Annotated in this window: 10 protein-coding genes; 1 reads left to right on the top strand and 9 read right to left on the bottom strand. The window is 62.2% G+C overall.

The features are described from left to right. Positions 1–30 precede the first annotated feature (30 nt). From CKO36_RS04525 to CKO36_RS04505, 5 genes are read right to left on the bottom strand one after another with little or no spacing between them, the layout of a single operon-like run. Positions 31–1356 (bottom strand): heterodisulfide reductase-related iron-sulfur binding cluster, encoded by a 1326-nt coding sequence (locus CKO36_RS04525; RefSeq protein WP_200281125.1) that lies wholly within the window; start codon positions 1354–1356, stop codon positions 31–33. 23 nt (positions 1357–1379) lie between these two features. Continuing rightward, positions 1380–2561: a glycolate oxidase subunit GlcE gene (gene glcE, locus CKO36_RS04520; RefSeq protein ID WP_200281123.1), complete on the bottom strand. Its 1182-nt coding sequence runs from the start codon at positions 2559–2561 to the stop codon at positions 1380–1382. 22 nt (positions 2562–2583) lie between these two features. Further along, positions 2584–4068, bottom strand: coding sequence for an FAD-linked oxidase C-terminal domain-containing protein (locus CKO36_RS04515; protein WP_200281121.1), 1485 nt, complete (start codon positions 4066–4068; stop codon positions 2584–2586). Further along, positions 4052–5407 carry a four-carbon acid sugar kinase family protein gene (locus CKO36_RS04510; RefSeq protein ID WP_200281119.1) on the bottom strand — a complete coding sequence of 452 codons (1356 nt, stop codon included), beginning with the start codon at positions 5405–5407 and terminating at the stop codon, positions 4052–4054. The genes CKO36_RS04515 and CKO36_RS04510 overlap by 17 nt, the downstream gene beginning before the upstream one ends. A 2-nt stretch (positions 5408–5409) precedes the next feature. Beyond that, positions 5410–7623, bottom strand: a complete 2214-nt coding sequence (locus CKO36_RS04505) for a phosphoketolase family protein (protein WP_200281117.1) — start codon at positions 7621–7623, stop codon at positions 5410–5412. Between the two features lie 244 nt (positions 7624–7867). Here CKO36_RS04505 and CKO36_RS04500 point away from each other — a divergent pair, with 244 nt between their 5' ends. Further along, positions 7868–9091: an argininosuccinate synthase gene (locus tag CKO36_RS04500; RefSeq protein WP_200281114.1), complete on the top strand. Its 1224-nt coding sequence runs from the start codon at positions 7868–7870 to the stop codon at positions 9089–9091. On the opposite strand, the gene CKO36_RS04495 is transcribed toward CKO36_RS04500, so the two are convergent. The 4 genes from CKO36_RS04495 to CKO36_RS04480 all read right to left on the bottom strand — a co-directional run bounded on the left by CKO36_RS04495 (position 9088) and on the right by CKO36_RS04480 (position 13124). Next, positions 9088–9507, bottom strand: a complete 420-nt coding sequence (locus CKO36_RS04495; RefSeq protein WP_200281111.1) for a gamma-butyrobetaine hydroxylase family protein — start codon at positions 9505–9507, stop codon at positions 9088–9090. The genes CKO36_RS04500 and CKO36_RS04495 overlap by 4 nt on opposite strands. 74 nt (positions 9508–9581) lie before the next feature. Then, positions 9582–11414, bottom strand: coding sequence for a GspE/PulE family protein (locus CKO36_RS04490; protein WP_200281107.1), 1833 nt, complete (start codon positions 11412–11414; stop codon positions 9582–9584). Between the two features lie 25 nt (positions 11415–11439). Next, complete coding sequence (gene hemH / locus CKO36_RS04485) at positions 11440–12531, bottom strand: ferrochelatase (protein ID WP_200281104.1); 1092 nt, start codon at positions 12529–12531, stop codon at positions 11440–11442. After that, positions 12528–13124 carry a hemerythrin domain-containing protein gene (locus CKO36_RS04480; RefSeq protein WP_200281101.1) on the bottom strand — a complete coding sequence of 199 codons (597 nt, stop codon included), beginning with the start codon at positions 13122–13124 and terminating at the stop codon, positions 12528–12530. Before CKO36_RS04480 ends, hemH begins: the two co-directional genes overlap by 4 nt. Positions 13125–13137: the final 13 nt, after the last annotated feature.

Here is a 13137-nt window from a genome sequence, read left to right as displayed (position 1 = left end):
CTTGAAAATTTCAGACCCAACCGCTCTTGCTCAGCCGTCCGGATCAAACAACTCCAACCAATGCACCACTGGGCGTGCGGTTGCGGTTTGCAGATGGGTTTGACAGCCGACATTGGCGGTGACAATCAGGGCGGGGTCAGTAACTTCCAGTGTTTGGAGCTTGTCATCCCGCAGTTGATTGGCCAGTGTGCTGTGCAGGATGGAGTAAGTGCCGGCTGAGCCGCAGCAGCTGTGACTGTTCTGCACCGGCAGCAGTTCAAAGCCGGCTTCCCGCAGCAGGTGTTCGACCTGGCCGGGAAGTTGCTGGCCGTGTTGCAGGGTGCAGGGGGGGTGAAACGCCAGGCGTTTGGACTGGCTTGCAACTAGGGGCACCAGCTCCTCGGCGCTGAAATATTCGCTGGGATCCTGTGCCAGGGACACGATGTGCGCGGCGCGCGCGGCATAGTCGGGATCATCGCGCAGCCACCAGCCGTAATCCTTCACCGCCGCGCCGCAGCCGCTGGCCGAAACCAGAATCGCCTCGGCTCCGGCTTCCACCAGCGGCCACCAGGCGTCGATGTTGCGGCGTATCTGCAGCTTGGCTTGTTCGGGAGCCGCCAGATGCGCAGCGATGGCTCCGCAGCATCCGGCCCCCGATGCGCGCATGACTTGAATGTCGAGCGCCGCGAGAATGCGCTCCAGCGCGACGACCGTGGCCGGAGTGAGCAGAGGCTCAACACAGTTGTCGAGCACAATGACCTGACGTAATCGGCATGATTGGCGCGGTTGGTAAGCACCAAGCGAACACTCGACTCTCGATTTATCTCTGGACTCGTCTCTGGATTGGACGCTGGATGCGGCAACCGCCACCGCTGCCACTGCCGGGCGCAGCGCAGCAGACACTACGGGGCGATGGCGAGGTGGGAACTTGTCGCGCAGTACCGCTGGCAGCAGCGGGCGCAACCGCTGCGCGAACCACAACAGCGGACGCAGACGGTGCGGATAAGGCAGGATGGTCCGCAACCCCCAGCGCAGCAGCCGTTCGTGCAGCGGTCGTGCAACGGCCTGCTCCACATGCTGGCGGCCGATATCGAGCAAATGGTGGTACTTAACCCCGGATGGGCAGGTGGTTTCGCAGTTCAGACAGGTCAGGCAGCGGTCGAGATGCACCTGGGTGGCGCGGGTGGCGGCCTCGCCTTCCAACAGGTTTTTGATCAAATAAATCCGCCCACGAGGGCCATCGAGTTCATCCCCGAGCAGTTGATAAGTCGGACAGGTGGCGGTGCAAAAACCACAGTGCACGCAGGCGCGCAGAATGGGCTCAGCATCCCGACCTGCAGGGGTGGCGCGCACGGAGGGGCTGAGTTGCGTCTGCATGGGCGGGGCTAAGATGCGGAGGCTCAGAGATCCGGGTACAGGCGCCTTGGATTGAGAATCCCCTGGGGATCAAAGGCGCTTTTGAGTTGTTGATGCAGGCGCTTCACCACCGGTTCGAGCGGGTTGAACACCCCATCAGCGGGCATGGGGCCACGCCCTGGGCGAAACAGGGTGGCATGTCCACCCGCCGCTTGGGCGAGGGCGCGCAGCTGAGCAACATCTTGGTCGCCGGTCAGCCAGCGCAGCGCCCCACCCCACTCGATGAGTTGATCTTCGGCGCCAGGCAGGGCATCAGCCGGGGTTGCGGGACTGACGGACAGGCGCCACAGCGGCGCGTCACCGAGGAAGAAGGCGTGGCGCTGATCGCGCAGCACGCGCCAAGCCGATTCCGCCACGTCCAAGGGCGTGCCGCCCAACAGGCGGTGACTCTCGGCCAGGGCTTCGTCACTGCCAGACAGCCGGATCATCAACCGTCCCTGATACCAGGCACTCGCGGTAATCGGCAGCGGACGCCTAGCCCAGCGGCGTAGCTGCTGCAGGGCCGCCTCCAGAGAACACTCATGTACTAGGGTGAGAGTGGCAGGCGGCGTTGGAATCACCTTAAGCGACACCTCCAGCAGCACGCCCAACACCCCGAGGGCACCTGCCATCAGGCGCGAGAGGTCATAACCGGCGACGTTTTTCATCACCTGACCGCCGAAGTGCAGCACCTCGCCACGTCCATTGAGCAGCCGCACCCCCAGCACTGCATCGCGCACACTGCCGGTATAAGGACGGCTTGGCCCGGACAGGCCGGTTGCCACCAATCCGCCCAGGGTGCCACCGCCAATATCGTCGCTGCCGGTACCGTCGCCAAAATGCGGCGGCTCAAACGGAAACTGCTGGCTCTGCTCGGCGAGCAGGTGCTCAATCTCCAACAATGAGGTGCCGGCACGAGCGGTGATGGCCAATTCACTGGGCTCATAGGCCACCACGCCCCGATGTCCAGTACAATCGAGCACCGCCTCCGCCGGGCAAGAGTTGCCGTAAAAGGCTTTGCTGCCAGTGCCCTGAATCCGCAGCGCCCGCCCCGCCGCCTGGGCCTCGTGCACCTGGGCGACCAGTGCAGCCTCGCTGTCCTGGACATTGCCGCCAATGCTAACGTCAGTGCTGACGTCAGGGTTGGGATCCGGGTCGGAGCCAGTGCTGAAAGAGGGGTCAGTCATGGGAATCAATCATGGCGGAATGTCAAAACCGTGGCAGCTCAGGGAATTTCAGTTCACCGTGATGCACATGCATGGCACCAAATTCAGCACAGCGGTGCAGGGTCGGCACCGCCTTGCCCGGATTCAGCAGACCGTGCGGATCAAAGGCGGCTTTCACGCGGTGCATTTGCTCAAGCTCGGTGGTATTGAACTGCACGCACATTTGATTGAGCTTCTCGACACCCACACCATGCTCGCCGGTCACGGTGCCGCCGACCGCGACGCACAACTCCAGAATGGCACCGCCAAGTTCCTCGGCGCGCTCCAATTCACCGGGATGATTGGCATCGTAGAGAATCAGCGGATGCAGATTGCCGTCGCCAGCATGAAAAACATTCGCCACCCGCAGACTATAATCTGCCGCCAGCTCGGCGATGCGACGCAGTACCCGGGGTAGCTCACGGCGTGGGATGGTGCCATCCATGCAGTAATAATCTGGTGAGAGGCGTCCAACCGCCGGAAAGGCAGCCTTGCGTCCCTTCCAAAACAGCAGGCGCTCGGCCTCATCGGCGGCGGTGCGCACTTCGGTCGCGCCGGCGCTGAGCAACAGCTCGCGCACCCGCATCACCTCAAAGGACACCTCGGCATTGAAGCCGTCGAGTTCGCAGATCAGCACCGCTTCGGCCTCGACCGGGTAGCCGGCCTGGACAAAATCCTCGGCGGCACGAATCGCCGGGTTGTCCATCATCTCCAGCCCCGCCGGGGTGATGCCGGCGGCGATGATGCCGGCGACCGCTGCGCCAGCGGTTTCGACGTCGGCAAAAGCGGCCAGCAACACCTGGGCCCGTTCCGGCTTGGGCAGCAGCTTGACGGTGATTTCGACAATCACCGCCAGCATGCCCTCGGAGCCGGTCAGCAACGCCAGCAGATCCAGCCCGGGGGCATCGAGCGCCTCGCGACCGACCTCAAACAGTTCGCCCTCAATGGTCAGCAGCTTGAGCTTGAGAATGTTGTGTACTGTAAGGCCATATTTCAGGCAATGCACCCCGCCGGAGTTCTCCGCCACATTGCCGCCGATGGTGCAGGCAATCTGCGAGGACGGATCCGGGGCATAGTAGAGGCCATAGGGCGCAGCGGCTTCGCTGATGGCCAGATTGCGCACCCCGGGTTGTACCCGCGCGCTCAGACTGTCGGGATCAACGGCCAGAATCCGGTTGAATTTTGCCAGCGACACCAGCACCCCATCGGCCAGCGGCAGCGCACCGCCCGACAGCCCGGTGCCCGCGCCGCGCACCACCACCGGCACCCGGGCGTCATGACACAACCTGAGCACCTGTTGCACCTGCTCAATGCACTCGGGCAACGCCACCACCATTGGGCGCTGGCGAAAGGCGGTCAGGCCGTCGCATTCATAGGGCGCCAGCTCGGCGGCGGAGGACAACACCGTCCCGGCGGGCAAAACGGCGCTGAGCGCCGCGATGATGTCCGGTTGCGGATTGAGCGGGCGTTCGTCAGGAATTCTGGGCATGAGCCGGACTCGACAAGCGGTGATAGGCCAGCGCCAGGGCGTCATCGTCGCCAACATTGCCGGGAAAAATCACCACCGGCAGCCCGGGAAAGCGCGGATGCTCCGCCGGGCAGCGCACCACCGAGCAGCCGGGCAGAATTTGCCCCAGCACCCGGGCGGTCCGCAGCGCCAACCCCTGGCTTAAGGTATCGTTGGAGGTGATGCCCCCTTTGCTGATCAAAAAGCCGATGTCCTCGGGCAGGGTCTGGACGATCCGCACCAAAAAGGCCGCCACCCGCTCGCCGAAAGCCAGGCGCGCTTCGCGGGTTGGAAACTGACGCTCGCCGCGACTGGTGTAGAGCACCACGCCCTGCCCAGTGCGGATGACTGCGCGCACCTGCTGCTGAAGCTGTTCCAGCAGCGCCTCACCCTCAGTGTCGATGCGGTCGATGGCGATCTCCAGGGGAAGCACACCCGGCTCCGCACGCCCGGCCGCGATCAGGCGTTCGAGCTGGCGGCTGGATTTCTCCACATGGGAGCCCATCAGCACCACGCCCGGCTGGCCGTTGCGGGCGAACTGCCCCATGTCGGCTGCCGCCACTGGCTGAGGCGGCAGTTTGGCCAGCGCGGTCAGTAGGCTGGCGGCGCTGCGAAACAGAAAGCGCTGACCTGCGGCGGTGGCGGCCAGCACCTGGGTGCAGAAACGGTCCAGGTCGGAGGGCTGTTCGGCATCGACCACCACGCATTGATTGCCGTGCAGGGCGCGCAGTTGCGCACTGAGATCACCCTGTATCGCCGCCAACCCCAGCTGCACCACTTGCCCGGCGGGAATGCGGCCTTGAGTTTTCTCCGCCACATAGTCAGGCAAGTAGGCGGTGCTGAAGCCAAACACCGAGTCACGAGCAAATTCAGTCTCATGCACCGGCACCAACTGGCCATCGACGCGCAGATAATGGATGCCATCGCGGGTGATACGTCCGCCCTCAAAGAAGGCCGGCACCAGAAAATGGGCATCGAAAGGGCCGAGTTCCTCGGCAATCACATCGGTTTCGACCGGATAATGTCCGCGCAGGGTGCTGTCGGAACGGCTGACGACGAGTGGCTGAATCCGCAGCCCTTGGGCGGCGAGTTGTTCCAGAGCAGTGCGCAGCTGGCGACAAATCTCCCGGGTCACTGCGGCGGCCTGCTCCGCGCCCATGCCGCGGGTGTTGCTGAGAATGAAAAATAGCGGCGCGGCATCGCGCAGCCCGGTCAGCAGGGTCTCGACATCCCAGCGCGTCAGCAGCAGACAACTGTGAACGGTCTGGGAGCCGGTCGGGTCGTCGTCGATGACGATGATTTTGGTGACAGCGCTGGTCATGGTCACAACAAAGCCAGGGTCCGCTCGGCCAGGGCCGTGCCACTGAGGCCGTTGTAGGCCATGATCTCCGCCGGGCTGGCGGTGGTCTCCCCACGCTGCCAGCCGATCAGATCCCGCGCTGCTGCGCGCGCGCGCAGCAACACCGGCTCTAGTGCCAGAGTGCCACCGCCACTGACGCCAAGCAGCACATCGCCGTTGAAGTGTTCAGCAAATTGAGCGTCATCCATAAAGGTCGCATCCGGCTCGGCACTGTGCGACCAGGCGACATCCTGCGAGCGGAACAAGCGGCGTGGGTTGACCACCGCAACGATACGCACCCGGTGCCCGGCGGCTTCGAGTGCATCCTTGGCCGCGAATACCGGCAGATAGACCATGTCGCCGGTGACGGCAAAGACGATGGTCTGGCCGGTGCCAGCGGGGCTTTCGTAGAGCGTCATCGCACCCTGCTCGACGGCGGTTCGTGCCTGCTCGGGCGTGCTGTAAACTGGCAGCGGCGACTTGCTGGCGATCAGGCTGATGCATTTGTTGGACTGTTCCAGCGCCCAGCCATAAGCGGCTTGCAGCATGTTGGCATCGGCTGGATAAAGCAGATACACATTGCCATTGCGCTGCTGCCCAGCGATATAGTTCTCCAGTTCCGGGCGCTGATGGGTCCAGCCATTGCGCCCCTGCTCCAGAGCGCCGGCAGTGAACATGGTAATCACCGCCGGGGTTTTGCGGCGCAACTCAGCCATCGCCTGGCCGACAGTCTGCACAATCGGCCAGCCATTGATGGCGAAGCTCTCATAGGACAGCCACAGCGAGCGCCCGCCAAACAGCGCCAATCCGGCGGCGAAGCCAGCGCAGGCGTCCTCACTCAGCGGCTCATAGACCTGGCCACCGGGGGCTTGGTTGTAGAGCGCATCCTCAGTGGGATGGCGGATCTTGAGCGCCTCGTTGATCGCCTTCATGGCCGAGGCTTCGTTGCCATCGGCATTGGTGACTACGAATTCGGGATCGCGCCGCCCCAGTTCGGCCACCATGGCCGCCAGGGCGCTGGCCGGCACAGCTTTCTCGCCGAGCGGGAATGCCTGGGTTGGCAGAGTGCCAATGTCCGTCAATGGGCGCTCAAACTCGGTCACCACCGTCTTACCGGCTGGCCCGCCGCCAGCACGCTGCATCAGGGTGCGTACCAGCGCCCAGGCTTCGGGTGCCAGCGCCAGGCGTTGCAGCGCGGCAGCAATCGCCGGTTTTTCCACCGTATCGCCGGGGTAGAGGTTGTGCGACTTGGCGCCCTGCACATGCACACCGGCGCCCTTGAGCTGTTTGACGATCACCGCCGTCAGGGTGCCGTTCAGGGCCGAATCGGCGGCCTCCTGCATCCCCGCCAGCAGCGCCTGGGTGAAGGCATCGCGCGCGCGGTCGCTGAATCGGGTGCTGTCAACATAATCCCCCGGCTGACCGGCATCGTCGAAGTCCTTGGCATCAATCAGGATCACCCGCGCAAAATCATGCGCCTGCCACAGATTGACCATCTGCGCATTGCTCATACGCGAGACCATTGAGTGATGCTCCTGGCTGAAGCCATTCCAGATCAGCACCGGCAGGAAGTTGGTCACCGCCGGATAGCTGGTGTGAAAATGCTTCATTGCCGAGAGCACATAGGGCTCGCCCAGGCCGCCGTCGCCAATGGTGACCGGGAACAACTTCTCACGGTTGAGATAGGCCCCGGCCATGGCGAAATGCTGCCCCTGCCCGAGCGGTCCGGCAGGGGCGAGCAGACCCGGCATGGCCCCGGACAGATGCCCAAGCAGCCCGTCGTGTTCGCGAAAACGCTGTTGTAGCTCGGTCATCGTGGTGATGCCCATGGCCTCCAGCGAACCATCCAGGAAGATGGCGCTGTAGAAACCGGGGGCGTGATGGCCAACTTCAGTAATCAGGTTGGTGTGCCCCAGCAGGGTCAAAGCCGCGACCGCATCGGCGGCACTGGCAAAGCCACCGGGATGACCGGACTCTTTGGAAGCGCACAGTTGCAGGGTGGTGTAGCGCAGCGCATCGGCGACCAGACGAGTTTGATAGACCGCCGCCGGGTTGATCTCGTCCAGCCCATTCTGCCCCTGCGCAAGCACCGGCTGCTGGCCCAGTTCGGCGTGGTGAGGCGGCAGTGCCCCGAAGTGCAGCAGGCCTTCACAAAAGGCGGGGAGCGAGGCGGATGCGCCTGAAGACGATGTATTCATGAGACTAAGGAACCCTGGCGGTAGCAGACAACAGCCGGCCACTGGAGACAATGACCACTCAAGTATCCAGCCAAGGTGCGGACAGGAATGCGATTTCGCAATGGCCTAGCTGCGCCATCAACATTTGCGAGTCACAGCCTCCAGCGATGCTGCCGCATCAGCCATACAAGGCGGCGGCATGCGATAATGCCAGCCAATCGTTCGCTCGATAACATTCCTCAGATAACTTTCAGGGAGTCTCGTCATGTCCACACCCCAGATCAACAAAGTCGTACTCGCCTACTCCGGCGGACTCGACACCTCTGTCATCCTCAAATGGCTCCAGCAGGAGTATGGCTGTGAGGTGGTCACCTTCACCGCAGACGTCGGCCAGGGCGAGGAAGTCGAGCCGGCGCGCGCCAAGGCCCGGGCCGCCGGAGTCAAGGAGATCTATATCGACGATCTGCGCGAGGAATTTGTGCGCGATTTCGTCTATCCAATGTTCCGCGCCAATGCCCTCTATGAGGGTGAATATCTACTCGGCACCTCCATTGCCCGCCCGCTGATCGCCAAGCGTTTAGTCGAAATCGCGCGCGAGACCGGCGCCGATGCCATCTCGCACGGCGCCACCGGCAAGGGTAACGATCAGGTACGCTTTGAGCTGGGAGCTTATGGACTGAATCCGGAGATTCAGATCATTGCCCCGTGGCGCGAATGGGATCTGCTCTCACGCGAGAAGCTGCTGGCCTATGCCGAGCAGCACGGCATTCCGGTGGAGATGAAGCGCGACGGCACCAAATCGCCCTACTCCATGGACGCCAATCTGCTGCACATTTCCTACGAAGGCTATGACCTGGAAGATCCCTGGGTCGAACCCGGTGCGGACATGTGGCGCTGGACCTGCGATCCGCAGCAGGCCCCCGACCAACCCCAGGAGATCACGCTGCGCTTTGAACGCGGCGATATCGTTGCCATTGATAACCAGCCGATGAGCCCAGCCGAGGTGCTCACTGAGCTGAACCGCATCGGCGGTATGCACGGCATCGGCCGCGCCGACATTGTCGAGAACCGCTATGTCGGCATGAAATCGCGCGGCTGTTATGAAACCCCCGGCGGCACCATCATGCTCAAGGCGCATCGGGCGATGGAATCCCTGACCCTGGATCGCGAGGCCGCGCATCTGAAAGATGAGCTGATGCCGCGCTATGCCAGCCTGGTCTACAACGGCTACTGGTTCAGCCCCGAGCGCAGCATGCTGCAAGCGGCTATCGACCAGACTCAGGCAGTGGTCAATGGCGAAGTGCGCCTGAAGCTCTACAAGGGCAATGTGCTGGTCACTGGCCGGCGCTCAGCCAGCGACAGCCTGTTCGACGCCAGCATTGCCACCTTCGAAGAAGACGCCGGCGCCTATGATCAGGGCGACGCCACCGGCTTTATCCGCCTCAATGCGCTACGGCTGCGAGTGGCCGGACGCAAGGGGCGACTCTAAACAGGCCGTTCTGACGGGGCTTCACCACGTGCCTGGAGCTGATTGAAGGGATCCTCCCCACTACGTGAGCGCCCGGCATCGCGCAGCCGCTGCAAGTAATCCTGCCACAGCGGCTGCCAGCCCCGACCAAGTTTGTAGAGATAGCCCCAGTCAAACAGCCCGGACTTGTGCCCATCGTCGAAGAAAATCTTCACCGCATAATTGCCAACGGGTTCTAGATTGGTGATATTGACCTGTTCCTTGCCGATTTGCAGCTTAGCCTGATCCGGGGTATGGCCACGTACCTCGGCTGAAGGCGAGTAGACGCGCAAATATTCGCACGGCAGGCGAAAATGGGCACCGTCGTCATAGTGCAGCTCCAGCACTCGGGACAGCGTGTGCAGTTGAAGATCAGTCGGACGCGGAGAGTTTTCCATCGTATTGTGCTCACTTCTTTAGACTATTGCGAGCCTAGATGTGGTTGCCGGCGGGATTTTCCAAACCTACCCCATCAAAGCTCCCGTGCCGCCGGCAGCACGCGCAAGACTTCATCAACACTGGTCAGGCCGTCAGCCACCTTACGGGCTGCACTGAGACGTAATGGCCGCATGCCTTCCTGATAGACGCGGGCGCGCAGGGCGGGCTCGTCGAGAGCACCACGGATCAGCTCGCGAATGCCCGGGGTTAGCGTCAACAGCTCATAGAGTCCGGTGCGCCCCAGATAACCTGTCTGGCGGCAGGCTTCGCATCCTGCGGACACCTGCATCCCGGCCGGCGTCGGGAATGACCAGGGGCGGATCAAGGATTCCCACAGCGTGGGATCAAGGGGTTGGGGTGTCTTGCAGTAGGGACAGAGCGTGCGTACCAGGCGCTGCGCCAGCACACCAAGCAGGGTGGCATTGATCAAATAATGCGGCACGCCAAGATCCAGCAGCCGGGTAATGGCGGATGGGGCATCGTTGGTATGCAGGGTCGAAAGTACCAAATGTCCGGTCAGCGCCGCCTGCACCGCCATCTCGGCGGTTTCCAGATCGCGGATCTCGCCGACCATGATGACATCCGGATCCTGACGCAACAGGGTACGCACACCGCTGGCAAAACCGAGTCCGATGCCATGATTGACCTGCATCTGATTGAGCGCCGGCACCAGATTTTCGATCGGATCCTCAATGGTACACACATTAATCTCCGGTGTAGCCAGGCGGGTCAGGGTCGAATACAGGGTGGTCGTCTTGCCCGACCCGGTCGGCCCGGTCACCAGAATGATGCCGTGCGGCTGTCCGATCATGCGCTGCCACACCGCCTTTTCCTCGGGTTCAAAGCCGAGAGCGCTCAGGTCTTCCTGCAAGGCTTCTGGATTGAAGATGCGCATGACCAGTTTCTCGCCAAAGGCGGTTGGCATGGTGGACAGCCGCATCTCGACTTCCAGTCCGTCCTGGGTGCGGGTTTTAATACGCCCATCCTGCGGACGCCGTTTCTCGGCCACATCCATGCGCCCCAGGATCTTGATGCGACTGGTCACGGCCTTCATAACGGCCGCAGGAAACGGACAGACCTGGTGCATAACGCCATCAATGCGAAAACGCACCTGACCGGCCTCGCGGCGTGGCTCAAGATGAATATCACTGGCCCGCTGCTCGAAGGCATATTGCAGCAGCCAGTCAACAAGATGCACAATATGACTATCACTGGCTTCCAGAGCACTCGAACGGCCGAGCTCCACCAGAGCTTCGAGATTGTGCAGATCGACCGGCTGTTTTTGATGTCTGGAGCGGGCGCCGCGCATGGAAGTCGAGACCCCAAAGAACTCGCGGCGAAAGCGGTCAATATCGCGCGGATTGGCCACGACCCGCTCGATACGGCACTTGAGCACTTGCTGTAATTCGTGCATCCAGCCGGTTAGATAAGGCTCGCAGGTGGCGAACACGGCCTTCTCGGGCGTCAAGGCAATGGGCAGGATTTGGTTCCAGGTCGCATAGGCGATGGTGGTCAGCTCACCGATATTGGTCACATCAATCTTCAGCGGATCAATGTGCAGATAGGGCAAGCCACAATGCTGCGCCAGCCAGGCCGTCAGCACTTCCAGATCCAGGCGTCGGTACGGCGCCCGGGCCTCGATCAGTTGTTGCGCGGCAATGCGCTCCAGCGGATGCCGGGCCTGGTCCTCAGCACCTGTGCCAGGCTGCAACAGATCATCGGCCGTCTGCGGCAAAATCACACCGTCGGCGAGCAGATCCGCGGCCAGCCGTTCCAGCGTCAGCTTGCAATCCTCGCTGAACGGCGCCGCGTCCGGCGGCAACCTGTCCTCCAGCAACGGGGCTGTCTGGATCGGGTCTGATCTCATGGCCCGCCTCTGTCACTGTAAAGAATTATTCCTGCCCCACCGCTAGCGCCAGATGCTGCTGATGCGGACAGACGGCACCCTGACCGGCCTGCATGTCCGGCCAACCGCAGGTGTGGCGCGCGACCAGGCCGGCGAGCATGTCCAAATGCGCCGGGGCGTCATTGAGACAGGGGATGTACTCGTAGGACTCCCCGCCGGCCTCCAGGAAATAGCGCCGGTTTTCGACCTTGATCTCCTCCAGGGTCTCCAGACAATCAGCTGAAAAGCCCGGAGCAATGACATGCACACTTTTGACTCCATCACGCCCCCACAGCGTGAGTGTTTCGTCCGTGTAGGGCTGAAGCCACTCATCGCGTCCCACCCGCGACTGAAAGGACACCAGCCAGCGCGATTCATCCAGTCCCAGGGTATCGGCCACCATGCGGGCGGTTTTATGGCAATGGCAGTGATAGGGATCACCAGCGGCGAAGTAGCGCTTGGGTATGCCGTGAAAGGTAAACAGCAATTGATCCGGCTGGCCGCGCTCGGCCCAGAACTCACGAATGCTGGCGGCCAGAGCGTCGATATAGGCCGGATCGTCGTGATAGTGATTGACGAAACGCAACTCCGGCAACCAGCGCCAGGTGCTCAGCTCATCGGTAACGGCATCGAAGGTAGAGGCAGTGGTGGTGCCTGAGTACTGCGGATAGAGGGGTAACACCAGCAAACGGCGAACATTCTCCGCCTTGAGCCGATCCAACGCCTGGGACACCGATGGTTGCCCATAGCGCATGCCAAGCTCGACCCTCAGGTTCTCACCGACGCGTTGCGTCAGACGCTCGCGCAAGCCATCCGCCTGGCGCCGGGCGATGTCAAGCAGCGGTGAGCCGCGATCTGTCCACACGGCCTGATAGGCACGCGCGGAGCGCGCCGGGCGTACCCGCAGAATCACCCCATGGAGAATGAACCACCACAGCGGACGCGGCATCTCGACCACACGCGGATCGTTCAAAAACTCGGCTAGATAGCGCCGCACTGCACTCGGCGTGGGAGCATCCGGGGTGCCAAGATTCAGCATGAGCACGCCGAGTTTTTCGGGCAAGCCATGCTGAAAATCGACCACATTCTTGTATTTCATTCGGCATCCTCGGTGTCGAGTTCGTCTTTCAGGTGATCATAGAGCGTTTGGAAACGCAGCGGATCGAGTTGACCGAAGACCGGATCGGTCGCATTTGGCGCCTGTTGCTCCAGCTGTGCCCAATCCTGCGTAGACAGCAGGTCGCGCGCAACCGGAAAGAGCCGCGTTTCCTCATCAGCACAATGCGTGCGCAACAAGCCAATCATGGCACGTCCCTGTTCGGCCACAGCATCGCGCGACAACACCTCACCCTGCACAATCCCCTCCAGCGCATCCCGAAAAGCATGATTCATTTCCTGCAGCCGCTGATGCTGTGCCCGACATTCGTTCACCACCGCAGTCAGGGCGACGGCGTCAGCCCGTGGCTCATGTTCAGCGGTTTGCAGAACCTCGGTCAGGCGCGCAAACAGCAGCTCCTCACTGGGATGATGTACTTGATCGGCATAATCAACGACATATTCCAGCATTTCGCACATCAACTCATAATTGGGCTCATCGCCACCATGAAAACGCGCAACCAGGGCGTCAAGCAGCGTCATGATACGCCCAAAACGGCGGTGATCCCGCGTCAGCCGATTGATCAGCACAGTCATATCGGTATCCCCC

The organism is Rhabdochromatium marinum, assembly GCF_016583795.1.
Classification (GTDB): Bacteria; Pseudomonadota; Gammaproteobacteria; order Chromatiales; family Chromatiaceae; genus Rhabdochromatium; species Rhabdochromatium marinum.
Note: the sequence above shows the minus strand (reverse complement) of the source record. Positions and strands in the feature narration are given on the sequence as shown.

What these genes read in the sequence shown, in the direction of transcription:
- CKO36_RS04525 (WP_200281125.1), bottom strand. Translation starts at nt 1,356, where the DNA reads ATGCAGACGCAACTCAGCCCCTCCGTGCGCGCCACCCCTGCAGGTCGG.
- glcE (WP_200281123.1), bottom strand. Translation starts at nt 2,561, where the DNA reads ATGACTGACCCCTCTTTCAGCACTGGCTCCGACCCGGATCCCAACCCT.
- CKO36_RS04515 (WP_200281121.1), bottom strand. Translation starts at nt 4,068, where the DNA reads ATGCCCAGAATTCCTGACGAACGCCCGCTCAATCCGCAACCGGACATC.
- CKO36_RS04510 (WP_200281119.1), bottom strand. Translation starts at nt 5,407, where the DNA reads ATGACCAGCGCTGTCACCAAAATCATCGTCATCGACGACGACCCGACC.
- CKO36_RS04505 (WP_200281117.1), bottom strand. Translation starts at nt 7,623, where the DNA reads ATGAATACATCGTCTTCAGGCGCATCCGCCTCGCTCCCCGCCTTTTGT.
- CKO36_RS04500 (WP_200281114.1), top strand. Translation starts at nt 7,868, where the DNA reads ATGTCCACACCCCAGATCAACAAAGTCGTACTCGCCTACTCCGGCGGA.
- CKO36_RS04495 (WP_200281111.1), bottom strand. Translation starts at nt 9,507, where the DNA reads ATGGAAAACTCTCCGCGTCCGACTGATCTTCAACTGCACACGCTGTCC.
- CKO36_RS04490 (WP_200281107.1), bottom strand. Translation starts at nt 11,414, where the DNA reads ATGAGATCAGACCCGATCCAGACAGCCCCGTTGCTGGAGGACAGGTTG.
- hemH (WP_200281104.1), bottom strand. Translation starts at nt 12,531, where the DNA reads ATGAAATACAAGAATGTGGTCGATTTTCAGCATGGCTTGCCCGAAAAA.
- CKO36_RS04480 (WP_200281101.1), bottom strand. Translation starts at nt 13,124, where the DNA reads ATGACTGTGCTGATCAATCGGCTGACGCGGGATCACCGCCGTTTTGGG.